The organism is Limnothrix sp. HT2024 (genome assembly GCF_059138625.1).
In genome coordinates this window covers 3416594-3442323 of record NZ_CM181121.1, presented here as the reverse complement: position 1 = coordinate 3442323, position 25730 = coordinate 3416594, and the positions used below count along the sequence as shown (strand labels likewise).

Annotated in this window: 23 protein-coding genes; 14 read left to right on the top strand and 9 right to left on the bottom strand. The window is 55.1% G+C overall.

The window, feature by feature from the left end; all coding sequences use genetic code 11:
* Positions 1-257: 257 nt before the first annotated feature.
* Positions 258-1241, bottom strand: coding sequence for a porphobilinogen synthase (hemB, locus tag AC2IAX_RS13945; RefSeq protein WP_494388018.1), 984 nt, complete (start codon positions 1239-1241; stop codon positions 258-260).
* 598 nt (positions 1242-1839) lie between these two features.
* Between hemB and AC2IAX_RS13940 the strand changes: the two genes are divergently transcribed.
* The 7 genes from AC2IAX_RS13940 (at position 1840) to lpxB (ending at position 9532) form a co-directional block, all read left to right on the top strand.
* Positions 1840-2292, top strand: coding sequence for a hypothetical protein (locus tag AC2IAX_RS13940; RefSeq protein ID WP_494388017.1), 453 nt, complete (start codon positions 1840-1842; stop codon positions 2290-2292).
* Positions 2293-2437: 145 nt separating this feature from the next.
* Entirely contained in the window at positions 2438-3160 is a 723-nt protein-coding gene (gene purC / locus AC2IAX_RS13935; protein ID WP_494388016.1) for a phosphoribosylaminoimidazolesuccinocarboxamide synthase, read from the top strand.
* A 277-nt stretch (positions 3161-3437) separates the two neighbouring features.
* A complete protein-coding gene (locus AC2IAX_RS13930) occupies positions 3438-5654 on the top strand; it encodes a BamA/TamA family outer membrane protein (protein WP_494388015.1) in 2217 nt (738 codons plus the stop codon).
* A gap of 95 nt (positions 5655-5749) precedes the next feature.
* A complete protein-coding gene (gene lpxC / locus AC2IAX_RS13925; protein ID WP_494390396.1) occupies positions 5750-6697 on the top strand; it encodes a UDP-3-O-acyl-N-acetylglucosamine deacetylase in 948 nt (315 codons plus the stop codon).
* A gap of 235 nt (positions 6698-6932) precedes the next feature.
* Positions 6933-7457 (top strand): 3-hydroxyacyl-ACP dehydratase FabZ, encoded by a 525-nt coding sequence (gene fabZ / locus AC2IAX_RS13920; protein ID WP_494388014.1) that lies wholly within the window; start codon positions 6933-6935, stop codon positions 7455-7457.
* A gap of 79 nt (positions 7458-7536) precedes the next feature.
* Entirely contained in the window at positions 7537-8361 is an 825-nt protein-coding gene (gene lpxA, locus AC2IAX_RS13915) for an acyl-ACP--UDP-N-acetylglucosamine O-acyltransferase (RefSeq protein WP_494390395.1), read from the top strand.
* Positions 8354-9532 carry a lipid-A-disaccharide synthase gene (gene lpxB, locus AC2IAX_RS13910; RefSeq protein ID WP_494388013.1) on the top strand — a complete coding sequence of 393 codons (1179 nt, stop codon included), beginning with the start codon at positions 8354-8356 and terminating at the stop codon, positions 9530-9532. Before lpxA ends, lpxB begins: the two co-directional genes overlap by 8 nt.
* Before the next feature lie 42 nt (positions 9533-9574).
* Here the strand turns inward: lpxB and AC2IAX_RS13905 are convergent, their stop codons facing one another.
* The gene (locus AC2IAX_RS13905) at positions 9575-10201 is read right to left on the bottom strand and encodes a ribonuclease D (protein ID WP_494388012.1); all 627 of its coding nucleotides are present in this window, start codon (positions 10199-10201) and stop codon (positions 9575-9577) included.
* 698 nt (positions 10202-10899) lie between these two features.
* Here AC2IAX_RS13905 and AC2IAX_RS13900 point away from each other — a divergent pair.
* On the top strand, positions 10900-12024 hold the full coding sequence (locus AC2IAX_RS13900) for a M15 family metallopeptidase (RefSeq protein WP_494388011.1): 1125 nt from the start codon (positions 10900-10902) through the stop codon (positions 12022-12024).
* Between the two features lie 8 nt (positions 12025-12032).
* On the opposite strand, the gene hpsE is transcribed toward AC2IAX_RS13900, so the two are convergent.
* The 3 genes from hpsE to AC2IAX_RS13885 all read right to left on the bottom strand — a co-directional run bounded on the left by hpsE (position 12033) and on the right by AC2IAX_RS13885 (position 16182).
* Positions 12033-14015, bottom strand: a complete 1983-nt coding sequence (gene hpsE / locus AC2IAX_RS13895; protein WP_494388010.1) for a hormogonium polysaccharide biosynthesis glycosyltransferase HpsE — start codon at positions 14013-14015, stop codon at positions 12033-12035.
* Positions 14016-14062: 47 nt separating this feature from the next.
* A complete protein-coding gene (locus AC2IAX_RS13890; protein ID WP_494388009.1) occupies positions 14063-14752 on the bottom strand; it encodes a methyltransferase domain-containing protein in 690 nt (229 codons plus the stop codon).
* Positions 14753-15165: 413 nt separating this feature from the next.
* Positions 15166-16182, bottom strand: a complete 1017-nt coding sequence (locus tag AC2IAX_RS13885) for a phytanoyl-CoA dioxygenase family protein (RefSeq protein WP_494388008.1) — start codon at positions 16180-16182, stop codon at positions 15166-15168.
* Positions 16183-16290: 108 nt separating this feature from the next.
* On the opposite strand from AC2IAX_RS13885, the gene AC2IAX_RS13880 reads away from it, so the two are divergent.
* From AC2IAX_RS13880 to AC2IAX_RS13870, 3 genes are all read left to right on the top strand, one after another.
* Entirely contained in the window at positions 16291-16425 is a 135-nt protein-coding gene (locus AC2IAX_RS13880) for a hypothetical protein (protein WP_494388007.1), read from the top strand.
* Between the two features lie 44 nt (positions 16426-16469).
* A complete protein-coding gene (locus AC2IAX_RS13875) occupies positions 16470-18458 on the top strand; it encodes an AMP-dependent synthetase/ligase (RefSeq protein WP_494388006.1) in 1989 nt (662 codons plus the stop codon).
* A gap of 342 nt (positions 18459-18800) precedes the next feature.
* A complete protein-coding gene (locus AC2IAX_RS13870) occupies positions 18801-19409 on the top strand; it encodes a hypothetical protein (protein WP_494388005.1) in 609 nt (202 codons plus the stop codon).
* A gap of 98 nt (positions 19410-19507) precedes the next feature.
* Here the strand turns inward: AC2IAX_RS13870 and AC2IAX_RS13865 are convergent, their stop codons facing one another.
* The gene (locus AC2IAX_RS13865) at positions 19508-20692 is read right to left on the bottom strand and encodes an NAD(P)H-quinone oxidoreductase subunit H (protein WP_494388004.1); all 1185 of its coding nucleotides are present in this window, start codon (positions 20690-20692) and stop codon (positions 19508-19510) included.
* Positions 20693-20733: 41 nt separating this feature from the next.
* Here AC2IAX_RS13865 and AC2IAX_RS13860 point away from each other — a divergent pair, with 41 nt between their 5' ends.
* Positions 20734-21072 (top strand): hypothetical protein, encoded by a 339-nt coding sequence (locus AC2IAX_RS13860; protein ID WP_494388003.1) that lies wholly within the window; start codon positions 20734-20736, stop codon positions 21070-21072.
* 88 nt (positions 21073-21160) lie between these two features.
* Entirely contained in the window at positions 21161-22054 is an 894-nt protein-coding gene (prmA, locus tag AC2IAX_RS13855; protein ID WP_494388002.1) for a 50S ribosomal protein L11 methyltransferase, read from the top strand.
* A 156-nt stretch (positions 22055-22210) separates the two neighbouring features.
* On the opposite strand, the gene AC2IAX_RS13850 is transcribed toward prmA, so the two are convergent.
* The 3 genes from AC2IAX_RS13850 to AC2IAX_RS13840 form a co-directional block, all read right to left on the bottom strand.
* The gene (locus tag AC2IAX_RS13850; RefSeq protein WP_494388001.1) at positions 22211-22462 is read right to left on the bottom strand and encodes a hypothetical protein; all 252 of its coding nucleotides are present in this window, start codon (positions 22460-22462) and stop codon (positions 22211-22213) included.
* Positions 22463-22769: 307 nt separating this feature from the next.
* Positions 22770-23972 (bottom strand): GNAT family N-acetyltransferase, encoded by a 1203-nt coding sequence (locus AC2IAX_RS13845; protein ID WP_494388000.1) that lies wholly within the window; start codon positions 23970-23972, stop codon positions 22770-22772.
* Positions 23973-24215: 243 nt separating this feature from the next.
* Entirely contained in the window at positions 24216-24818 is a 603-nt protein-coding gene (locus AC2IAX_RS13840; RefSeq protein WP_494387999.1) for a cytochrome b, read from the bottom strand.
* Between the two features lie 237 nt (positions 24819-25055).
* Here AC2IAX_RS13840 and AC2IAX_RS13835 point away from each other — a divergent pair, with 237 nt between their 5' ends.
* On the top strand, positions 25056-25655 hold the full coding sequence (locus AC2IAX_RS13835; RefSeq protein WP_494387998.1) for a DUF3177 family protein: 600 nt from the start codon (positions 25056-25058) through the stop codon (positions 25653-25655).
* Positions 25656-25730 lie beyond the last annotated feature (75 nt).

The window sequence follows — 25730 nt, the reverse complement described above, 5'->3', positions numbered from 1 at the left end:
TAACAACTGGTGCTCAGTCATCTCATTGCTCAACATCAGAGATCAACAAAGACAAAAAGCTTTATCAATCAACCAAGACAAGGGACTTAAGCCCCTTGCCCCATAACAACTGGTGCTCAGTCATCTCATTGCTCAACCAATCCCAAATCAACAAAGACAAAAAGCTTTATCAATCAACCAAGACAAGGGGCTTAAGCCCCTTGCCCCAGAGTCACTGGTGCTTGGTAAGTGCCTGGAAATACGTTTCAGAAATTCGCTTAGCCCTTCAGCCAGCGAGCCACATCCTTGGCGTGGTAAGTCAGAATCAAATCTGCGCCCGATCGCTTAAAACTGGTCATGGTTTCCATCACCACCCGCTGCTCATCAATCCAACCGTTGAGGGCCGCTGCCTTCACCATCGAATATTCACCGGAAACGTTATAGGCCGCCACAGGCAAATTGCTAGCCTCCTTCACGCGCCAAATGATGTCCATGTAAGCCAGGGCCGGCTTCACCATCAACATGTCCGCCCCTTCAGCCATGTCCAGGGCAATTTCCTTGATGGCTTCCCGACCATTGGCCGGATCCATTTGATAGGTGCGGCGATCGCCAAATTGTGGGGTTGATTCAGCCGCATCCCGGAACGGCCCATAGTAGGCCGAGGCATATTTGGCCGCGTAGGAAAGGATCGGAATATCTTGAAACTTGGCCGCATCCAAGGCTTCCCGAATGGATTTCACAAATCCATCCATCATCCCCGAAGGTGCAATGATGTCGGCTCCGGCATTGGCTTGGGAAATAGCGGTTTTCTTCAACAATTCCAAGGTGGGATCATTCAACACTCGCCCACTGAGATCGCCCGTTTCCAAATAACCACAGTGCCCATGGCTGGTGTATTCGCATAGGCAAGTATCCACCGCCACCACCAAATCGGGCACGGCTTTTTTAACGGCTTCCGTTGCCTTTTGGACAATGCCGCAATCATGCCAAGCACCGGTTGCATCGGTGTCTTTGTCGGCGGGAATTCCAAACAGAATGATGGCGGGAATTCCCAGGTCATAAACCTGTTTGGCTTCTTCAACAATTTTATCGATCGAGAGTTGATAAACACCCGGCATCGACTTCACTTCGTTCGCCACCCCTTCACCCGGCACAGCAAACAACGGGTAGATCAAATCGTTGGTGGTGACGACGGTTTCCGCAACCATGCGGCGCAGGGTTTCGCTAGTCCGCAAACGACGAGGGCGATGGGTGGGGAACATAGGGTGTTAAAGGATTGAGTCTCAAAAACAGGGAGGCCGATCGGCGTTTTTAGCGTAAAGCCTGAGGGGGCAATGGAGATGAGGGCGTAAAGATACGTAAAGTTTGATCAGGAAAAATTTGTTCAGGATTTGCCCGGGATTTGCTCGGGATTTGCTCGAGATTAGTTTTGGGCAGCTTGCCCTCCCCGATCGCCCCCTGGATCAGCGGGGGAACCCAGTGGCACTAATCGTCGAAAATGAGTGCAAATAAACATTACAAGCCGTCGAGACCTGAGGATGCTGTCCCCAAAAGCCGATAGAACTAAGGTATCGATCGAGTTGCCATTGGATATCGATCGACCAGCGATCGGGAAGTAGCCAGCAGCAGTAACCCGATACCAATCACGTCAAGGCTGCCTATGGAACCGCCCATCAACTGCCCATCTAAACAATCGCAGTCATCGCGGTTTTCTTGTGGCCCTGTTTTGACCTTGTTTTGGTTTCCTGATGGTTTTGTTGTGGCGTAGTTGCTAATACAAGTTGATTGACCCTGTAATTGAAACTCGGTTGAGACGGCCGCCGCGCATCGTCGCCCGCATCGACCGGTCAGGAGGTGTTTATGCGATGGCAACTTGGGCAATGGCAGTTTGAGCCTTGGCGCACCAATCCGCCCCAGCCGGATCAATCCGATTGGTTGGCAACCCTGGCCCACTGGTCAGTGTTCCTGGGCTGCGGTTTGGGCATGGTGACCCTGGCCCCGATCGGGGTCGATCGAGCAGTGTTGTTAGAGTTGGCCTGCTGCGGCTTGGCGATCGCAATTATGGTGGCGGCTCCTGACCCCCACGCCCAGGCCAACGCCCGATCGGCCGTGAATTTTCACCTCAACGTTTTGGTAGCGGCCGCCCTTTGCAGCGCCCTGGTGGGAATTCCGTTCCTGATTGCCCTCACGATTAAGGCGCTGGTGTCGCCCCTGTTGGCAGCCGCCCGCGTGGCCGAGGAACCCGGCTATATCCATCACTACGATTTCCTGTGGCAATGGCTGAACCCCGATCGCGATCGGGTGGGGATTTAGTGGAAATTTAATCGAACTAGGACTCCACGAACCAGCATCAATCAAACCAGCACTCATCCCCAAGCGAATGTCCATGGACGACAGGCCCTAAGCTGGATGGGTCGAAATTTATTGCGCTTCAGGAATTATTGCGCTTCAGAAATCCATGACCGCTCTACAAAAGCTTTACGAAGGCAAAGCCAAAATCTTGTACGCCACGGAGGATCCCACCCTTCTGCTGGCCTGTTACAAGGACGATGCCACGGCGTTCAATGCCCAAAAACGCGGGACGATCGCAGGCAAAGGGCGCATTAACTGCACCATGTCGGAACACCTTTTTCGCAAGCTGGAAGCGGCAGGCGTGCCGACCCACTTTGTGGACTGCCCCGCTCCCAACGAGATGCATGTGCGGGCCCTGACCATCGTGCCCCTGGAAGTGATTGTGCGGAACTTTGCCGCTGGCAGTCTTTGCAAGCAAACGGGCATTGCCCTGGGCACGCCACTGGAACCCCCGTTGATTGAGTTCTGCTACAAGAATGATGAATTTGGGGATCCGTTGGTGACGGAGGGCCGGATCTACGCCATGAAGTTGGCCACGCCGGCTCAGGTGCGAGAAATTACGGAGCTGACCCAACGGATTAACGAAATTCTGCGCGACTTTTTCCAGCAGTGCGACATTATCTTGGTGGACTTCAAGATCGAGTTCGGCATCGACTCCGGTGGGCGAATTGTATTGGGGGATGAGATTAGCCCGGATACCTGTCGCCTATGGGATGCCAAGGAGACCGACCCGATCGCCCGAGTGTTGGATAAGGATCGCTTCCGCCAGGATTTAGGGAATGTGGAAGGGGCTTATCAGCGAGTCCTGGAAAAGGTTTTGGCGAATTAGAGATCCCCTGGTCACTCTCAAGCGACGAACTCCTGCGGTAGGATTGCACTGTTTTGGTTGTTGGTTGGGTTGTCGGTTAGCGAACCGAATTCAGATGGAGTGAGATGGCTCCCGGTGGCGCGTGGTCGATTGCAATCCTCGATCGATGTCCGACCCCTAAATTCGGAGCAACGGCGCAACAGCGAGCCTCAAACCCATCTCAATGGCTAAATTGGACGCTAACCCGTTGTTTCCACCGCCACATCGAAAGTTGGCTGCGTCCTAAGGTGAGGAGTGTATGCGTGTTTTGCGTTTGATGATCCTGTGGCCAGTGCTGGCTGCAAGTGCCGCGATCGTCTCGGTGACCAGTCCAGCAGCCCGGGCGACAGAACCACCCACGGCAACGGAATCGGCAGCAGCATCAACGGCGGAATCGGCAACGAAGCCAACCACGGACTCGGCCTTGGCCACCCAGTCAACGGCGGAGCCAGCGGCGGAATCCGTGGCCATGACTCCGGAGTTGTCGCCGGTTTCCCCAACGGTCACGGCCCATCCTGTGCCACCCGCCCCGATCGCGGTGGCCGCCGGCCCGACAGCACCAACCCCAACGGCCAACCCGGTCAACGGCCCGATCGCCACCGGGACTGAACCCCCCAGCACCCAGCGCCAACCCGGGTCGATCGCCCAAGCGGAACCCGCCCCCAGCCCAGCCACCGAAGAACCCGCCGCCCCTGAGCAAACCCCAACCGAAGCCAGAGTTCTGGTTGCGGAAGTGGTTGTGGCCGGCGCAGAAGCCGCCTTGCAAGAGGAGGTTTACAAAGTCATTCGCACCCGGCCGGGCCAAACGGCCACCCGCAGCCAACTGCAAGAGGACATTAACCGCATTTTTGCCACGGGGCTATTCGCCAACGTGCGTGCCGTACCGGACGACACCCCCTTGGGGGTACGGGTCACCTTTGAGGTCACCCCCAACCCGGTTTTACAGGCAGTGCAGATCGAAGGATCCACGGTGCTGCCAGCCACGGAAATCGATCGCATCTTCAGCCCCCTGTATGGCTCCACCCTGAACCTGAACAAGCTGCAAGAGTCGATCAAACAGCTCACCCAGTGGTATCAGTCCAATGGCTATGTGCTGGCCCAAGTGGTGGGGTCGCCGCGCGTGGGTCGAGATGGCAACGTGACCCTGGAAGTGGCGGAAGGGCAAATTGAAGACATCAACATCACCTTCCTGAACGACGAGGGCAAACCCACCAACGAAGACGGCACAACGGTCACCGGCCGCACCCGCGATTTCATTGTGTTCCGCGAAATGGACACCAAACCGGGCGCAGTGTTTAACCGCGATCAAATTCAGAAGGATTTGCGGCGCGTCTTTGGGCTGGGCATTTTTGAAGATGTGCAGTTGACCCTCAATCCCGGCACGGATCCGCGCAAGGTGGATGTGTCGGTGAATCTTCAGGAGAAAAACACCGCCGTTTTGGGAACGGAAGTGGGCTTCAGCTCCACCAGCGGCATTTTTGGTTCCGTCAGCTTCCAGGAACAAAACCTGGGGGGCAATAACCAAAAGCTGGGCGCAGAAGTGCAACTGTCGGAGCGGGGTTTGGGCTTTGACCTCAGCTTCACGGATCCTTGGATTGCAGGTGACCCCAACCGAACGTCCTACACGGTGAACCTTTACAAGCGGCGATCGATCTCGCTGATTTTTGATGGGGGTGAGCGAGAAGTGGAGTTGGACAACGGCGATCTGCCTCGGGTCGATCGCACCGGGGGGCGCGTGGTCTTTAGCCGGCCCCTGTCCAGCACCTGGAGCGGCTCCTTGGGGGCAGAGTTCCAGCATGTGCGCATTGTCGATCGCGATGGCGACCTCAGCCCCGAAGACGAAGACGGCAACCAACTGGCCTTCAACGAGGATGGCAAGGACGACATCTTCACCCTGCAACTGGCCCTGACCAACGATCGCCGAAACGATCGAGTCACCCCCACCCAAGGCTCCTTCTTCCGCGTGGGTCTGGATCAAGCCATTCCCATTACCGGTATTTTCTTCACCCGACTGCGGGCCAACTACAGCCGCTATTTCCCGGTGGAATTCACCAAGTTCACCAACGGCCCCGAAACGATCGCCGTGAACCTGCAAGCGGGCGGCGTGTTTGGGGACTTGCCTCCCTATGAAGCTTTCCCCCTGGGCGGCACCAACTCCGTGCGCGGGTTTGATGAAGGCGAGGTGGGCAGCGGTCGCTACTTCTTCCAATCTTCGGTGGAATATCGCTTCCCGCTGTTGAAGGTGACGGAACAAATTCCCGTGGGCGGCGTGCTGTTCCTGGACTTTGCCACCGACCTTGGCTCCGGGGAAGATGTGCCCGGGCAACCGGCCGTTGTGCGTGAAAAGCCCGGTTGGGGTGTGGGCTATGGGGTTGGGCTGCGGGCCCGCACCCCGTTTGGCCCCATCCGGCTGGATTATGGCTGGAACAGCGAGGGCGGCAATCGACTGCACTTTGGTATCGGTGAGCGGTTCTAGGGGCGATGCAAAGGGAATTACCAACAGCATTAGAACCAGAACTGCAAGCGGAACCCCAACCGGAACCCGCAATGGTTGGGCCGTCCTCGGAGGCCATGGCGATCGCGCCGGAGATCCAGTGCCCGATCGCCCCCCTGCGCACCCTAGGCCAGGCCTTTAGTCGATCGGGCGTGGGGCTGCACTCCGGATTGCCTGTGACCCTGTGGGTGCAGCCCAGCTTGGAACCGGGCATTCGGTTTGTGCGCACGGATTTGCCCGATCGCCCGGTCATTCCCGCGCGTTGGGATTTGGTTTCCCAGACGCAACTGTCCACCGAGGTGCGGTCGCCCCAAGATCCACAAGCCACCGTCCGCACGATCGAACACCTGATGGCCGCCTTGGTGGCCTGTGGCGTGGGGGCAGCCCAAGTGGAAATTAATGGGCCCGAAGTGCCCCTGTTGGACGGTTCGGCCATTGAATGGTGTCGGGCGATCGCCCTGGCCGGTCTGCGGGCATTACCAAGCACCCGCACGCCAGCAACCGATCCGGAAACCATTGCCGAACCCCTTTGGATCCATGAGGGCGATGCTTTTGTGGCCGCCTTGCCCGCCACAGAACTGCGATTTAGCTATGGGATTGACTTTGCCCTACCGGCGATCGGCAACCAATGGCACAGTTGGTCACCCGGGGAAACCTTCTGCCCGATCGAGCCGGAACCCCAACCCGGCTCTTTTGCCCACGACATTGCCCCCGCCCGCACCTTTGGCCTAGCCCACCAAATTGAACAACTGCGGGCCGCCAATCTGATCCGAGGCGGCAGCCTGGATAATGCCTTGGTCTGTGGCGAAGCGGGCTGGCTGAATCCGCCCTTGCGGTATGAAAATGAGCCAGCGCGTCATAAAATCTTAGACTTAGTTGGCGACTTGGCCTTGCTCGGAGCCATTCCGCGCGCCCATTACTTGGCCTACAAAGCCAGCCATCGTCTTCATGGGCAACTGGTGACCAAACTGGCGGCAGTGATCGGCAATGGGTCATCGATCGAAAGTCGGTCGGCAATTGATTGATCAAAAATTGATTGATCAAAAGTCGATCAGTCATCGATCGAACCTTGATCGGAACCCGATCGGCAATGAGTCCTCGACAATCAGCGCCAACCCAGGGTCCCGCCATTGCTCAGTCAACACCCATCCAATTGCCCAGCAGCGGATAGGCACGCCCATCCCTCGCAGGAGTTCGTGACCATCCGTGGTTTTGCCCGCTCGATCGCCCACTGGCCCGTTGTTTAGGTTGTAAAGTCCTATGTCCACTGTTTCTGCTCCAGAACCCGTTGTCACCGCCCAGACCCAGGACACAACCACAACGGATCAGACCGATCGCCCCGCTGGGCCCACCACCTTCACCGTTGAAGACATTCATCGGCTGCTGCCCCACCGCTACCCCTTCGCCTTGGTCGATCGAATCATCGACTATGTTCCCGGTAAGCGGGCCGTGGGGCTAAAAAATGTCACCTTCAATGAACCCCACTTCCAAGGCCACTTTCCCAATCGCCCGATCATGCCAGGGGTGCTGATTGTGGAAGCCATGGCCCAGGTGGGCGGCGTGGTGCTCACCCAAATGCAAGACAACCCCGGTCAAGGATTGTTCATGTTTGGGGGCATTGACAAGGTGCGCTTCCGTCGGCCCGTGGTTCCCGGTGATCAACTGATCATGACCGTCGAACTGCTTTGGGTGAAGCAAAAACGCTTCGGCAAAATGCACGGCCGGGCGGAAGTGGAAGGGCAACTGGCCTGTGAAGGCGAGTTGATGTTCTCCCTGGTGGACTAGCGGACTAGTTGACGAACTAGACTTTTCAGCATTGGCTAAACGTATTAGTGTGTCAGGGCAGCGCGATCGCACCGATCCCATGAAAGCAGCGATTCATCCGACGGCGATCGTTCATCCCGACGCAGAACTCCATCCCACGGTGACAGTCGGCCCCTATGCCGTCATTGGCCCCGCCGTTTCGATCGGGGCCGAAACTCAGATTGGCCCCCATGTGATCCTTGACGGTTACACCATCTTGGGGGAACGAAACCAAATTTTTGCAGGAGCCGCGATCGGCACAGAGCCTCAAGATCGCAAATATCAAGGGGCCCTCAGCCAAACCATCATTGGCAACGACAACAAAATTCGCGAGTACGTGACCATCAACCGCGCCACCCACGAAGGGGAAGTGACCCAAGTAGGGGACGGGAACCTGTTGATGGCCTACAGCCACGTGGCCCACAACTGCCTGATTGAAGATGGGGTGGTGATTGCCAATGGGGTGGCCTTGGCGGGCCATGTGACGATCGAGTCGCGGGCCACCATTGGCGGCGTGTTGGGAGTTCATCAATTTGTCAGAATTGGCCGGTTGGCCATGGTCGGCGGCATGAGCCGGATCGATCGGGATGTGCCGCCGTTTATGTTGGTGGAGGGCAGTCCCGGCCGGGTGCGCACCTTGAACCGCGTGGGGCTAAAGCGGGCCGGCTATGACGAGCTAGACAACGGCCTGACCACCCAAACCCTAAACAAGGCCTTTCGGATTTTGTATCGTTCTGAAGCCACGCTGGAGCAAGCCCTTGAGGAGCTAATGTTGCTGCCCTCCTGCGAAGCACTGCAACACTTAATTCAGTTTTTGCAGCAGTCTAAGGCGGGACGGCGGGGCCCGATGACCGGCCGCAAACCACCCCGCAGCAGCCATGACTAACCTGGGCACGCCCGATCGACCCTTGCGGATTTTTCTGAGCACAGGGGAAGTGTCTGGGGACTTGCAGGGGGCCCTGCTGATCCAGGCCTTGCAACGGGCGGCAGCAGCTCGGGGTCAGGTTTTGGAAATTACGGCGCTCGGGGGGCCACGCATGGCGGCGGCGGGGGCCCGGCTAATTTTTGATACAAGTGCGATCGGCTCGATCGGCCTTTGGGAAGCTCTGCCCTTCGTGATTCCGACCCTGAAGCTCCAATGGCAAACCAAGGCCACCCTCCGCCAGCAGCCGCCCGATGTGGCCGTTTTTATTGACTACATTGGCCCCAATTTGACCATGGGCCATTTCTTTAAGCGCCAATTGCCCCAAGTGCCCACCGCTTACTACATTGCCCCCCAAGAGTGGGTGTGGTCCTTGGGCGATCGCAACACCACGCAGGTGGTGGGGCTGACGGATGTGATTCTGGCGATTTTTCCCCAGGAAGCCACCTACTATCAGCGTTATGGAGCCGCCGTGAAGTGGATTGGGCATCCGTTGATCGATCGCCTGGCCCAAGCCCCCGATCGGGCCGCCGCACGCCAACATTGGGGACTGAGCGCCGATGAATTGGCAGTGGTGTTACTGCCGGCTTCTCGTCGCCAAGAGCTGAAACTCTTGATGCCCAGCCTTTTTGCGGCCGCTCGCCAAGTACAGGATCATCACCCCAAGGCTCGGTTCTTGATTCCGGTTTCTCTGCCCGCCTACCGACCCGCCATTGAACAGGCGATCGCTGAATTTGGTCTCCAGGCGGAAATTGTCGGTGATAGCTTGCTGGCCATGGCCGCCGCCGACTTAGCCCTAACCAAATCCGGCACAGTGAATCTGGAGTTGGCGCTGTTGAAAGTGCCGCAGGTGGTGATTTACAAAGTCAGTCCGATCACCGCTTGGATTGCCCGTCACCTGCTGAAGTTTTCAATTACATTCATGTCGCCGCCCAATTTGGTGGCCGAACAGGCGATCGTCCCGGAGCTGATGCAAGAACAGGCCAGCCCCGATCGAATTGCCCAAGAGGCGATCGCCCTGCTGCAACCCGATCGGGCCGCCCAGCTTCAGCAGGACTACCAAGCCATGCGCGATCGGCTCGGGGGCGACGGCGCAACCGATCGGGCGGCCCAGGAAATTTTGAACCTGATTTAAGCGCTCCTAGCTTGCAGGCATTATGGGCAACAACCGCAGCCTTTAATGCTCAAAAATATTGTCATATTGCAGCAAATCGAGTTGCACGATCGTCTGGAGAGCCACAAAGCATTGTTGGGCCAATTCCCAACGTTCTTCACGCTGCAACATTGCCACTAATTTCTGTTGGGCATTGAGCAAATAGCGCACATCATTGGAAGCATATTCCAATTGCGCCACCGATAAATTCACCGCATTTCCCCAATCGGAACTCTGTTGGCGTTTATCCAACTCCACCCCCTCCAGTTCATTAATCAGGTCTTTGAGACCATGTTTAGGGCTGTAGGTACGGGCTAATTTGCTAGCAATTTTGGTGCAGAAAATGGGGTTCGTGGCAATGTCCAGGTGGTATTGCAACATAGCCACATCAAAGCGGGCAAAGTGGAAAACCTTCTCGATCGCCTCATTTTCCAAAAGCTGCTTCAGGTTGGGTGCGGCAGTCTGTCCTCGGGCAATTCGCACCACGGCCACTTGCCCCGCCGGATTACAAATCTGTACCAAACAGAGGCGATCGCGCCAGGGTTTAAGGCCCATGGTTTCCGTATCGATCGCCAGGGCAGAGGCTTGGCAATAGTCAGCGAGAGACTCCGCTGATAAGTCTTGTTCAAAAACCTGAAAATTTTCTAGCATTTTCCTCAAGAATCACGGACTAAATGAGTGTTACTCAAATCAGCATTAATTGAACTGGCACTAACCCGATTTATTGGACATTAACCCAATTGCAGCCTTTTCCTGAAACCATGGTTACGTTCCATCACAGATGCCATGAATCAGTGATTAGGTGGGCCATGATCAACCCAGGAGGGCACTCAATTCGCACTAGTCAGCTTGGTACTCGCCAACTCGAAATTCACAAAATTGGCAATCCCCAAATTAGCATTAACCCAATGGGCAATTCGCAAATTAACATTATTCAATTAGCAGAATTAACTCAATCTAAAGAAATAGCCTGCTCATCCACCCATAAGAGGATGTCTGAAAAGCCAAAATTGCTACTCTGTCCGCTCCAGTGCTCGACTTAGACAAGGGGCTTGAGCATCTTGCCCCCACAACTATTGGTGTTTGGCACAGGCCAAAAGATACTTTTCAAACATCCTCTAAGCGCCTCAAGCTAGCACAGAGAGCAAACACCCAGAAATAACCTGATCCAAATTCCAAAACCCCGGTGCTCGCGCTGCGATCCTGAACAATCAGGCCCTTGAGTTGCGAGTCAACTTCTGGCCAAGGGGCTGATTTTTTGGCCTTGGGCCCATGGCGCGGATGAATATCCCTAGAATGGGGGCGTAGTTTTTGCTGCAATCGTCTAGCACGCGCCCCAGTGGTTCAGTATGGATGCTTCGGATAGGGCTAAGAAGGCTGAATCGAACCAAACTGCCAAGCCTTCCTCGGCGGCGGGAGCGGGCCCCAAAGTGTCAAAACGCACGCGCCCCGATCGCGCTTCCGAGTTGGAAGCTGGCTTGCTGACAGTGGTGGGGAGCGCCGAAGTGCCGGAAGCGGTGCGCGATGCGAATCAACAGGCGGTGAATGGGCCAGCGCGGCCCCAGGGGCGGCCCTGGCTCGGTCTTTTGGGGGGATTGTTGGGCCTCGGAGCGATCGCGGCGGGCGGTTTTGCCTACCTTTGGTCAGCGCGGCAGTTGCCCAATGCCTGGCAGGCTCGCTTAGACCAAATGATCGGTAGCACCCCCAGCCCCACGGCTCCCGCCAGCCCTACGCCAGATCCCAACTCCCTATTGGGCCATTTACCCTACGAAGAAGCACCCCAATCGGAACTTAGCCCCATTGGCAACGATGGCCAAATGCGATTGCGGCGATCGGCGGCTCGGGCCTATCGCTCCATGGCCGCTGCGGCGCGGGCGGATGGGGTGAATTTGGTGGTGCTGTCGGCGTTTCGCTCCGTGGAACAGCAACAGTCCGTGTTTTTTAACATCAAGGCTGCCCGTAACCAAGCGGCCACCAAACGGGCTGAAGTGAGTGCGCCCCCTGGCTATAGCGAACACCACACGGGCTATGCGGTGGATATTGGGGATGCCAATGCGCCTTCAACCAATTTGAATCAAAACTTTGAACAAACGAGGGCTTTTCGCTGGCTGGCGGATCATGCGGCTCGGTTTAATTTCGAGTTGTCGTTTCCAGAGGGCAATCGTCAAGGCGTGTCCTATGAACCTTGGCATTGGCGCTTTGTGGGCGATCGCCACAGTCTGGAAACCTTCTATAAGGCTCGTCAGCAAGGGGTTGAACGATCGGGAAGCAGCCCTGCTGGAGCTGAAGTTCCTGAATCTACGCCAACTTCAACCGATCGCCCCAATTCGTCCTCTGAGTCTGATGAGGTAGACTCCCCGATCGAGTCGCGTCCCGATGCGGTGGATCAGCAAGATCGCGAAAGCCAGGATTCTAATAACTCGCAGCCTAATAACTCGCAGCCCTCTCCCCGCTCTCTAATCGATCGCTCCTAGTCGATCGCCTAGGTCTTGGGCTTCCGACCCCCAGGCAATCGGAGTTGCACCAAGGGACTGAGGGCGCAACCCCAGAAAAAGGATTGGCGCACCGTGGCCGTGAGGGCGATCGAGGGGTCAGAACTTTGGCGCAATTGTCCTAATTTCAGGGCTTTGTAGCCATTGGCAACCATGATTCGCAGCGCCAACCCGGGCCAGGCGATCGGGGGGGTAATGATCCGTTTGAGGGCAAACGTAGCCAACCCACAGGCCCGGGCCAGACGAATCAGATAGGCGCGATCGAGCCGCCAAGCGGGAATTTGGTGATGGGTTTTTAGGCGGGGTGCAAACCAAATTTCCCAGCCCGCACGCGCCAGGTACAGCAAGGGTTCATAATCATCCCCCTGCACGAATCGACCGGCTAATTTCCCGCTTAATTGGGGTTCCGGGGGCACGGTGGCTAACCAAGCGGCACGATTGACAATCAACGCCGCAGCGGGCGGGAGGCGTAACTGCTGGGCCAGGAAGGGGCCGGGGCGATCGGCAAACTCAGGATAGCTGCGAATGGCTAAATAGCCTTCCAAGTCACGCAGGGCAGGCGGCGGGTCGATCGCGTAGGCTCCCAAAACCTTGCCCCCAAAGGCCCCAACCTGGGGATGGGCCTCCGCAAAGGCGATCGCCTCCCGTAGCCAGTCCGGTTCCGGCCAGTTGTCATCGTCCAAAAAGGCCACCCAAGGGGCGGCCGTCAACCGCACGGCCCGTTGTCGGGCAAAGGCAGCTCCCTGGCGTGGTTCTTGGCTGATGTGTAAAGGGCAGCGGTTCCAAGTTTGTTGAATTTGGCGCAGTTGGGCGATCGTGCCGTCGTTGCTGTTGTTGTCGATCGCCCAAATTTCCCACCGCAAATCGGGCGGCATTTCCAACGCTTGGAGCCGATCGAACAGGGCAGGCAGTCGATCGGCTCCGTTGTAAATCGGAATCGTGATCGCAATTTGGGGAGTCCATGGCTGCGACGAGCTGGCCGCCAGTTGAGCTGCACGGGCAATGGCTTGGCGATCGCCCCGGTGCTCTTGATCGCGAAACCAGCGACCCATCACCCAAGGACTCGTCAGGGTGCTGATCAGGAGCGATCGCTCGCAAACCAAGACCGGATCTGACGATCGCCACCCCCCTGGATGTTGCAGCCACCAGCCCAACAACCGACGCAAATCGGACAGACCATAGAACCACGGGATGAGGAATCGGCGCGATCGATCCACCCGCAACAGCCGCACCACATAGCGACTCCAGCCAATGCCCTGAGCAAAGGAACGGAGATAATCCGCCGTGAAGCGGGTTGCCGGGAGCCGGTGACTCATTCGCAATGTGGGGCAGTAGGCTACCCGGTAGCCCGTTCGCTGAAGATAAACCAATGCTTCCAAATCTTCGGAAGTGAGCCAGGTGTTTCCCGTTCGCCCGCCCAAAATTAACCGAGGTGGCACGGCCGCCAGCCAAGCGGCCCGACGCACCACCAACCCCGCAGACGGCGGCAACAGGCCGCGCCCTGGCTCATAGACAAACGGCCGATCGCCCCGATCGACAATCGCAAAGAGCGATCGAATCCGTGCAAACCCCACCGGTTCCGGCCCCTCCAAAACCGGCAGGATGCGCCCCCCAAAAGCCCCCACCAGGTTTCGATCGACCCAATCGCTCTGGGCAAACTGCCACGCCTGGGCTACCCAATCGGGATCCGGCACGGTGTCATCGTCCAGAAAAGCCACCCAATCCGCACCCGATCGCACGATCGCCCGTTGCCGGGCAAAGGCCGCGCCCTGTTGTGGCTCTTGATCCCAATGAATTCGGGCCGATCGAGCTTGGAAGGCGGCCACCACCTCCCGGGTGCGATCGTCACTATTGTTGTCAATCACCCAAATGTCCCAGTCGATCGCCTGGGTTTCCACCTGGGCCAACAACGCCTCCAGAACGATCGGCAGGCGATCGGCCCCGTTATAGGTCGGAATCGCAACAGTCAGCACAGGATTGAATTAGGGGGATTCCATTCCGTCAGGGTTCAATCAACCACCTAGCCCCGAAAAGCACGAATTGCCGCTTCCACATCCGACCACTCCGCTGGGCTCCGATCGGGTTTCACAGGGTAGTGCTCAGAATCGCGGGTGATGGCAAAAGTCCGCTTTGGCTCAACCGGCGGCCCATCATAGTCATGTTGCACTTCGATAAAAACCCCGATTTCCTGAACAATGCCTTTGAAATAGCGCAAGGCAAAATCTAAAGACACACCATGACGATGCAAATCAACCAGCACATCGGTTGGAATCACATAGCAAATTTCCCGCAACAACCAACGAGCCTTTAGCGTTGCTTCCCAAACTTGATAATGCCAAACACATAAATGAAAATAATCATCTTCATTAATGTATTTCCGATGCCCCATGATAAATGCAGAATTCGACCAATTGTAGGGAGTCCAAAGCTCTAACTCCGCCCCAGAAACGCAGACGCGACTAATTTCCGGAAAAATGTGCCCCGTCCAATCATTGTCTTGGACATGCTCTAGAAAGTGGGATGAGTAAACCTTGTCAACACTTTGATCGGGCAGAGGAATAGGGTCAGACGTTAGATTTAAGACATAATCAACACCTGGCTGCGGAAAATTATCGATGCCAATCGTTCCTTCTCGTTTGCATCCACCACAGCCGAGGTCAATTTTAAAGAACGGTGCTTTCTTAAGAACAGAATTAGGATGGATCTTCATAGATAAATGAAACCAGCTAAAAATGATAACAGCCTAATCTCTGGGCAGTTGTGACTAAGATACAGCCTTTACCTACAACAATTGGTTCGTCATATTGCAGATGACCTGAAGCAGTCAGTAGATAGGTAATGCCTACTTTGCAGATCACTTTGCCTATGCAGTGAGGTAAAGGCTGTATGCTCACCCTATCTCCAAACCCATCGCACGCTCAATCATAGCCAGCTATAGGCCGATGCTTCACAGTATCAGGAGTTAGAACCATTTTGGCAACTCTTGAGTTGGACTCTTGATTTCAACAAGTCTTGACTGGGTTAACATCCGAATGACTTGAAGTTTTGTCAAAAACAGCAGCCTGATGACTGGTAGGAATAAGCGAATCTGAGTCATCACTCTGAAGAAGCATGACGAAACCTTTAGAAGAGAACCATTGAATTTGAGTTTTGAGTGGAGTTTGTGATTGATGGTTCAGACACCAGCAATTCAGAATCGGAATTGGAAGGTGCTCCCTGCGCGTTTGTCAGCTCTGCTTCCGAGGGACGGTCAAAAACAAAATATTTTGCGGGCGGATTATAGGAGGAATATTCCGCAATGATGGGCATGTCCGGTCGATGATTCACACTGGAATAATGCGTGATGATCGTAGGGCGCAAAATTTCCGGATCTTTCGGGAAACTGCCACGATGCAGCAGCCAAGCGTGCCAGATGAGTACATCTCCCTTTTTGCCACACCAGGTCACTGGTCTTGCACCCTTACGGGCAATCTCTTCATCGTAAAGGGGATTGAGAATCTTTTCTGCGTGCCATGGCCAATCTGGGTCGTGACGAACTTCCGGTGGCAATGCGGAGAGTACCTTTTCCATGCGACATACATCCCATCGATGGGAGCCGGGGACAAATTCAAACGGCCCCGCATCGGGATGGATATAGTCCAAAGCAAACCAAACACCTGCATAGTGGGCATTCACCCCCATTGGGTTTAGGTAATCATCCTGATGCCAATTACGCTGAGTAGATTTCCAGTTGGTCAAGTTCAGATGCATGGCCATTTCATGACCAATGAGTTCCCGCATTTTTTCTAAAAGTGGTGGATAAAGACAAAGATTCTTAATTTCATCCACTTCCAGATAGGGGGTTGGGCTAAGGTAGCCAATCTTTCCAACACTTAGAGTGTCTTGAACGAATCTCTCACAGTAGCGATCTATTAGATCATGTGGAATAAGATTTTCGACAACAAGATAGCCATATTTGCGCCAGTACTCCTGGTCGGGAGTCATGTGGGCGGGTGGGCTTGAGCGGTCTAGTAGCGGACGATCGGAGTCAGGAACTGTATCTGTAAATTGGCTGAGACTGTATTCCATGGAGGATTTAAATTCAGCGATAATGGGTTGACTGGATAACCTGAGGAGGAAAATACTGAATTTTTTACCCATCAAGCATCACGCTCAGTGTATATCACTTAAAGTTGTTTTTGATGAATTTTAGGTTAAATCATTTGTCTAGCTCAAAGTCTACCTAAATAGAGTGTTCTCGGTCAGAAAATGGCGTTTTCGGGGTTGGCCTTGGATGGCATTTTGAATCGCTGGCCTGAAGCAATGGTTGAGTTGGTTGTGGGCAAGGGGGACATTTATCCGATCGCCCAGAGGGAGTTGCTGAAGCGGCAAATGACCCGATAGGGTTGTGTTGCTTTGTTGATCGCCTGTTCTAGCACCCCTTTGCCATGATTGCTTCTGCCTTTGCCGAATCGGAGCTATTTCCCCAGGATCGGGCCCAGATGGGCCGTGCCGTGGATTATTCGGGCGCACAAAATTTGACTCAGGTGTGGGTGCGGGCGGCCCAACGCTTTGGCACGTTGCCGGCCCTGCGCGATTGCCACTCGTCACCAGCGCTGGAGCTGAATTTTGCGGAACTGCTGGAATACCTGCAAACGTTTGCGGCGGGACTGCAAACGCTGCTGAGTCCTGAGGATGCCAGTGCGCGGGAGGAGGCCGGATTGGCTGTGCCGCCTCGGGTGGCGCTGTTTGCGGACAACAGTGCTCGGTGGTTTGTGGCGGATCAGGGCACGATGGCGGCGGGGTTTGCCAATGCGGTGCGAAGTTCTTTGGCAGAAACGGAGGAGTTGCGCTACATCCTGGCGGACAGTGGGGCGCGACTCTTGATTGTTGAGAATCAAAAGACTCTGAATCGGTTGGCCGATCGCCTGGGAGATTTGCCTTTGGTGGCGATCGTGCTGTTGTCGGATGAGGAGCCGGTGCGATCGGGTGCGATCGGGGATGATGTGTTGCTTTTGAATTTTTTGGCGTTGCTGGAGCGGGGGCGCGATCGCCTGAAAACTCACCCTTGGCAGCCGCCCCAACAGGATCCAAACACCCTAGCCACGCTGATCTATACCTCCGGAACCACGGGGCAACCGAAGGGGGTGATGTTGTCCCACGGGAACTATCTCTATCAGCTCAGTGCGTTCCGAACGGTGGTGGCTCCCCAACCGGGCGATCGGGTGTTGACGCTGTTGCCCACCTGGCACTCCTTTGGCCGCATTGGGGACTATTACTTGCTCTGTCAAGGTTGCGTTTTGGTTTACACCAACATTCGCCAGCTCAAGGCGGATTTGAAGACCCATCGCCCCCAATACATGATGGCTGTGCCGCGCCTGTGGGAGTCGATTTATGAAGGGGTGCAAAAGCAATTCCAATCCCAACCGGCCGGTACCCAAAAAATTGCCCAAACCTTTTTGGGGTTCAGTGAGCGTTACGTGCGGGCCAAGCGCCGTTGGCAGGGGCTGGAGTTGCGATCGAAACCGGCGGCGGGTTTGGAAAAATTGCTGGCGGGGGCAGGGGCGATCGCCCATTGGCCGCTGCACCGATTGGGCGATCGACTGGTGTATCAAAAAATTCGGCAAGCCACCGGGGGCGAGCTGCGGTATGCCATCAGTGGCGGCGGTTCCTTGGCGGCCCACCTGGAAATGTTCTTTGAGATTGTGGGGGTGAATGTGCTGGTGGGCTATGGTCTGACGGAGACTTCCCCGGTGCTGACGGTGCGACGTAATTGGCGAAATTTGCGGGGGACTTCTGGGCTGCCGCTGCCGGCCACGGAGTTGCGATCGGTTGATTTGGAAACCCGCCAGCCGCTGCCAGCGGGCGAAAAGGGCCTGATTCTGGCCCGGGGCCCACAAATCATGGCGGGCTACTTTGGCAAACCGGAGGCAACGGCAAAGGCGATCGACCCGGAAGGCTGGTTTGATACGGGAGATTTGGGTTGGCTGTCGCCGCTCAGGGACATCACCATCACCGGTCGAGCCAAGGACACGATCGTCCTGACCAATGGGGAAAATATTGAACCCCAGCCGATCGAGGATGCCTGTATTCGCAGTCCCTACATCAGCCAAATTGTGTTGGTGGGTCAAGACCAAAAGACGCTCGGGGCTTTGATTGTGCCCAACCAGGAGGCGATCGCCGCTTGGGCCACAGAGCAGGGGCTTGATCCGGTGGATCTCCAAAGCGATCGGGTACAGGCCTTGATTCGAGATGAGTTGGCGCGGGAAGTGAAAAATCGCCCCGGTTACAAAGCCGAAGAACGCATTAGCATCTTCCGTTTTTTGGCGGAACCCCTGTCGATCGAAAACGGTCTGTTAACCCAAACGATGAAAGTGCGGCGAAACGTGGTGTTTGAGCGGTTTGCTGACCTGATTGCCACCATGTTTGCCAGCTAGCCCCCTAGGGCGATCGCAGCTTTGGCCCTTGGCCACTCCTTTAGAGGATGTCTGAAAAGCCCAAATTGCTACTCTGTACGCCCCAGTGATCGACTCAGACAAGGGGCTTAAGCCCCTTGTCCCTACGACTATTGGTGCTTGCCCGTGCCAAAGAATACTTTTTAAACATCCTCTTAGGCTTTGATCGCCCCTGAAATCAGACAAGGGGCTTAAGCCCCTTGTCCCTACGACTATTGGTGCTTGCCCGTGCCAAAGAATACTTTTTAAACATCCTCTTAGGCTTTGATCGCCCCTGAAATAGGTTTGAGAAACCCAGTTGCAATGATGTTCCAGGATCCAGCCTTGTTCAAACAGTTCCTTGGGCGGGCCGCCTTGCTCTCCGTGCTGCTCTGCGCTGGCGGCGCGGCCCGGGCGGGCGATCGCCCAGGGATGCCGGTTGCAAGGGAACAGCCGATTTCGGTTCAAGAACGGCGCATGGAACTGGTTTCGATCGCGGATCTGTTAGCCAATCCGCAACGGTGGGTCGATCGACTCATTGAAGTGCGGGGCCGTTTGCAACCCAGCCCGGATCCACAGGGGGCGATCGGCTGCACCCGTATGGCCTGTCCTTTTCCCAGCACCGCCCAACCCGGTGACCAGCGAGATTGCAATCGCTGCCAAGGGCCCGCCGGGTTACAAGCGGGGTCTCAATGGTTAGCCCTCAGCAATTTGCGGTGTACGGGCGTTGAGCAACTGACTTTGCGCCTGGGTGGTCAGGTCGATCGCGCCATTCGTTGGGAAAGTGCCCAACTGGAGGATCAAGCCTGGAGCCTCGATCGGTCTTACAGTGCCGTGGGAATCTTGCGGCGCAATACCGGCCCCGGGGCCGATCGCACCCGATACGAATTGGAGGTTCGATCGCTAGTAAACCTCGATCAAAATTCCTCTGAGCCGATTCCTGGACTCTGGTAGCGCTCAGTCAAAAGCGAGATCCCCTCAAAGGAAGACCTCGCTTTTGATTCAGATCGGTTTGCAGATTGATTGGTTGGCAGATTGATTGGTTGGCAAATTTAGCGATCGACCGATCCCATAATCACGTCAATGCTGCCCAGGATGGCCATGATGTCCGCCACCTTCACGCCCTTCAGCAAGTGCGGCAGAATTTGCAAGTTGGTGAAGTCCGGAGCCTTGATCTTGAAGCGCCAGGGGAACACATTGTCATCGCCCACGATGAACACGCCCAGTTCGCCCTTACCGCTTTCCAGGCGCACATAATGCTCGCCCTTGGGAATCTTGAACGTGGGAGCCAACTTCTTGCCAATGAATTGGTAGTCAAAGCCGTTCCATTCGGACTTTGGCCCACTCAGCATCCGTTGGGCTTCCAGGTTTTCGTAGGGGCCGCCAGGGATCTGATCCAGCGCTTGCAAGAGCATCTTGTTCGACTCGCGCATTTCCCGCACCCGCACCAGGTAGCGAGCGAAGCAGTCGCCGCCGGTTTCCCACTGCACATCCCAATCCAGTTCGTCGTAGCACTCGTAGTGATCGACTTTCCGCAGATCCCACTTCACGCCCGAACCGCGCAGCATCGGGCCCGATAGACCCCAGTTGATTGCTTCTTCGCGGCTGATTGTGCCAATACCTTCCACGCGGCGGCGGAAGATTGGGTTATTGGTGATTAGCTTTTCGTATTCGTCGATTTTGGGCGCGAAGTAGTTGCAGAAGTCGCGGCACTTGTCGATCCAGCCGTAGGGTAGGTCGGCAGCCACGCCGCCCATGCGGAAATAGTTGTTGTTAATCAGTCGTGCGCCCGTGGCCGCTTCCCACAGGTCATAGATCATCTCCCGTTCGCGGAAGATGTAGAAGAAGGGGGTTTGCGCACCCACATCAGCCAGGAAGGGGCCAAGCCACAGCAGGTGGTTGGCGATTCGGTTCAGCTCCAGCATGATCATGCGGATGTAGCTGGCGCGGCGGGGCACTTCAATGCCGGCGAGCTTTTCAGGAGCGTTAACCGTGATCGCTTCGTTGAACATCCCGGCGGCGTAGTCCCACCGACTGACGTAGGGCACAAACATGATGTTGGTGCGGTTTTCGGCGATTTTCTCCATGCCGCGATGGAGATAGCCAATGACGGGTTCGCAGTCGAGGACGTTTTCGCCGTCGAGGGTGACGATGAGCCGCAACACGCCGTGCATGGACGGGTGATGGGGGCCCATGTTCACGACCATCGGTTCGGTTTTGGTTTCAATCCGGGTCATAGGATCGATCGGTCTCCGTTGGTGGTTGCACTGGGCATCGCGTGTGGGCGATCGCCGCGTTGAATCAAGTCGGTGGCTGGGCGCACGACCGGTGGATGGCGATAGAACACCGCTTGCCATTATCAACCGAAATTGCGGCGGACTGGCGGATCAGTGGGGAGCGATCGATTGTTTTTTGTTTGATCGCCCATAATCGCGGTTGTCGGTCATGGAAATTCGGTCATGGCAATACGATGGCAATTGCGGTTGAGTTGCCCATCATCACCCCGCTGGACTCCTCTTTGGACTCCTCATCGGTAATGGGTCTTAATCCATCTCGCTTAATTCTGATTCATCCTGATTCATCCTGCTGGATCTTGATTCTGCTCAATTCTGGTTAATGTTTGATGCCTGATGCCTGAGGAATCGCAAGGGCCATGGGACAATGAAGCGACAGAAATTCAAAAGCGCCCCTTCAGGACTTGATCCATGGCTAATAGTTGGTGGGAAATCAACATTCGCTGCCACCCATTACTCGAAGACACCGTTTATTGGCGAACTCAAGATTTTGGTTGCCGAGGCACCTCTAGCCAATATAAAGGCAAGAATTGTTTGATTTCCGCCTATTTGCCCCAAGAGCAGGCGCAACTCTTAGATCTTTCTGCCCTGGCGCTTTGGTTACGCCAAGATGCCATTTTGGCCAATTTGCCTGAGCCAACGGTCAAATGGAATTTGATTGATGAAGAGGATTGGTCGAGCAGTTGGAAAGAACATTGGCAACCGCAGGAAGTGGGCGATCAGTTCTTGATTTGTCCGGCTTGGTTGGATGTGCCGGAAGCAGGTAAGCGGGTAGTGGTGCGTTTGGATCCGGGGGTTGCCTTTGGCACGGGGGCCCATCCCACCACTCAGCTCTGCATGGAGTCGATGGAGATGCGCTTTGACGGCAAGCCCACGGAGCAGATCATTGCGGACATTGGTTGTGGGTCGGGAATTTTGGCGATCGGGGCGTTGTTGGTGGGGGCCAAAACTGCCTACGCGGTGGATATTGATCCCTTATGTTTGCGGGCAACCCAAGAGAATATTTCACTGAATCAGATTCAGCCCGATCGGGTGCATCTGGAGCAGGGATCTTTTGAGAAGCTACAAGAGATGTTGGGCGATCGCAAAGTGGATGGCTTTTTCTGCAACATTTTGGCGGAAGTGATTGTGGATTTGATTCCGCAATTAGAGCAAATTAGCCATCAAAAGACTTGGGGCGTTTTGAGTGGCATTTTGTTAGATCAAGCCAAGGCAATTTCTGACACGTTGGAGCAAAGTGGTTGGATTGTGGCCACGTTGTGGAAGCGTCAGGAATGGTGCTGTATTAATGTGCGGCGATCGTAAAGAAATGGATCTAATTCTGGTCTGATGCTGGTCGAATTGCGATCGCCGGATCATCGCTCATCACCAGCGTCAATTAACCCAAGCGCGAGATCGAATCCTGGGCGATCGAACGCTTGGTTGATTGATTACAGCTTTGATCGCAGATTTGATCACAGATCACAGGTGGCTTTGGGCTGCGCAAAGTCGGGTAATTTGGCGCTTGGGGCCCACGGAAACCAGATCGCAACTGAGGCGATCGCCCTGGCCCACTTGGCTCAATTGTTGTTTGCCCGCTTGCCAATGGCTGGCCATTTGGTTGAACCAGCGCCCGGCCAGGTTTCCAGATCTGGCGGAGGCCACATCTTCAACGGTGGCCACCGCGATCGCCCCCAACAGAACCATGCTCGCGATTTGAATCAGACGCTTCATAAAAACGGGCGCTCCAGCGGATCGTAGCCAGAAATTGGATTCACTCAACAACACCAGCCGATCGGGGTGATTGTGCTGCGATGTTCATGGGTTGTGGCGCTCAGCGTTGAATCGCAGGATCGCTCAGCCTGGCACTGCTGCCCAATCCCTGCAACACCACTGCTACAGCCTTACTGTTGAATATGCCCTGCAACAGGACGATCGCTTCAGGTAGAAGGCCAGTTTAACAACTGCATGAAGGTTCTGCTGCAAAACGGCTTAAAGACTTGCTTAAAACCTTGCTTAAAAAATCTGTAGAAATCTTGTTTTAGAGTTTTAGTTCTGGCTGAGTCTGGCTAAATGGCAACTCAGCGTTAATGGCATCAATTTGTTGTTGTTCACATTGATTAATTTCATCGATATAGGTTCGCAAAATGCGATCGAGCCGGGGGTGATAAAGCCGGTGCAGGCTGTGGTTAGGGGTTGCCGGGAATCCGCGCCGCCGTTTGTGTTGTCCCCCCGCGCCGGGGTCAAAGAGTTGAATTCCGTGGGCGATCGCCCAGTCGATCGGCTCGTAATAACAGGCATTGAAGTGCAGATGGTCAATTTCCCGCGTGCAACCCCAATAGCGACCGTAGAGCCGATCGCCCTTGGTGATGCAAAAGGAGAGGGCGATCGGGTGGCGATCGTCACCGTGGGCATGGGCCGTAAACAACACCACGCGATCGGCTAATTGATCGGCCAAATCCACAAAAAACTTGCGTGTTAAATACTTACTGCCGCCCCAAAACTTCTCGCAAGTGCTGCTGTAAAAATCATAAACCTTGGAAAAATAACCATGGGGAATTTGCGAACCCTGCCAGGTTTTGAACTCCAAGCCACTATTCACCATCGATTTGCGCTCGCGTTTAATATTGCGGCGCTGATTGGCGTTGAAGCTGGCTAGATAATCTTCAAACGTTTGGTAGTTATGGCTTGTCCAAATGTAGCTGTGATGTTTCCAAGTAATGAAATCGCCTAAGGATTCAATGAGTTGTTGCCATTGGGGATCCACAAATAGAAAATGACAGCCCGACACATGATGTCGGCTACAAAAATGATCAATTTCTCCTAGCATCATTTCAGTGATTGCCCGTTCATCTTCAGCGGGATCAATTAAGAATCGATAGCCTTCCGCTGGCGTAAAAGGGGTCATTCCTAACAGCTTAGGATAGTAATCAACCCCTAGGCGATAGGACAAATCTGCCCACTGCTGGTCAAACACAAATTCGCCATAACTGTGTCCCTTGAGATACAGGGGAGCCGCCGCCACCAACTTTCCCGATCGGCGCACAACCAAGTGGGATGGCAACCAGCCTTCTTGAGGGATTGCGCTGCCCGATGTTTCCAAATTATTCAACCAAGCCCATTCCAAAAAGGGAGTTTTTAGGGGGTTGGCTAATGCATCCCACTCCTGCGGACTCAGATCCGCCATCCGACTAACCCAAGAAAGTTCGTAGGCAATTTGTTCGGTGGTTGCGGTTTGGGCCATGGTTCACAGGGCGATCGAGGGGGGCTGATCTGGTCAAAATGATGCGCAATCGGTGCTGCTCGGTCAACGGCAGCGCTTTCGATACCCTAGCGCGATCGCCCTAGGCTTTCAAGGCAAGTGAGACAAATGACAAAACCCCGGAAGGTGGGGTGGTATCCATCCTCCGGGGTTTTCTCGCTGTGGGGAATCGGCTTTCCTCAGATAATTATCAGATCATTAGAAGTAACTGATGATTACCTGAAATTACTTGAGGGCCGTTTTGGAATTGCTGGGGGATGACCTTTTCCAAAAGCCTGTCCAACGCCGCCAAAGAGCACGAACAACTTTCCACTGATCGATCGCGTGGGCAATCACAAACACCAAGAAGCTATAGGAAAACCAAAAGTGCAAGCCGCGTCCCAAATCCACCATTTCAGAATTTTGGGGAAACAGTTCCGGCACAACAATGCCAAAGAATTTGACATTATTAGGTCTAACGGAATTAGACAGAAAAACACCCGTGACCGGAACCACAATCATGAAGCCATAGAGGCTGCTATGCAGCAGAAATACACGCCACCAATGGGCGGACAGTTTGGGCAGCCGACGGGAATATTTGCGCCACCAAACTCGGAACAACAACAGCACCCGTCCCAACAACAAACCAATGGTTAAAATCCCGATCGACTTGTGGAAATCATAGAAACCGGGGCGAAAGGAAACCTCGCGCGGCAGTTGGGCCATGAAGGTTCCTCCCACAAACAAAACGAGATAGGCCAGCGCCATCCACCAATGCAAGGACATCAAATTTTGGAAGGCATTGTTGAGGCGGCGTTTGGGTGGGGCAACCTGGGCAGAATCAGCCATGACGTTTGGGAGTTAGTCATCATTATTTAGTCATAATCATAACGAGTACATATTGAATTGTGGGTACTTGCAGCCACTTGTGGGGATTCAGCCAAACCGGTTGGGCATTGTCGGGGCGATCGCCACCCACAGCACGGCCCATAAGGGGAAACAGCGCGGTAGCATAGAGTGCGCCAAAGTGTGCGACACAATGCACACCCAAAACCTCAAAATCTGTCGGCTCGATCGCCCCTTCCTATGGCTGAAAACTGGTTGGAATCCTTGGTTTGGACGGACTACCGCGTGGCGGTTTTGTTTACCGTTTTGATACCGCTAGGGCTGTTGCTGTGGGCGCTCGTGACCAAGGCCGACGCGCTGCAAAAGCTGATGGTGATCTATTGGCGGGTTTCGAGCCTGCTGGCCATCACCGTGTATTTGATGATTGGCTCTTTGCCCGTGAGCTTTGTGGCGGCGCTGGGGGCGCGGGTGCTGATTCCGCTGGGGCTGTGGTTCTGGGTCGATTTAAATGAAGAAATTGACGACCAACCCCAAGGCCGATTGAAGTTTGCGTTTAAGGCCTGGCGCTGGGCCATGACGATTTACTGCGCGATCGGGACGGTGGCGCAGGTGTTGACCTTGCCCTGTGCCCTGAAACCCACCGAAGTGCTGGTGAAGGATGCGGCTTGCCGTGTTTGGTTGGAACCCACCTGGCTCTATCGGGAATATTTCCACAACAACACCAATCCCAGTTTCTTGGGTGTGTTGGGGGTTTTAGGCTTGGCAATTTATGTCATTTATTTGGCCTATTTTGTGGTGTTTCGGTTGGGCAAACAGGGGCGATCGGCAACAGGGGTTTAGGGCTTATCGTCATTTCCTAGGATCAGGCGGAACCGATTGATTTTCCTTGTCCCAGTCGTTGTAACAAGGGGCTTG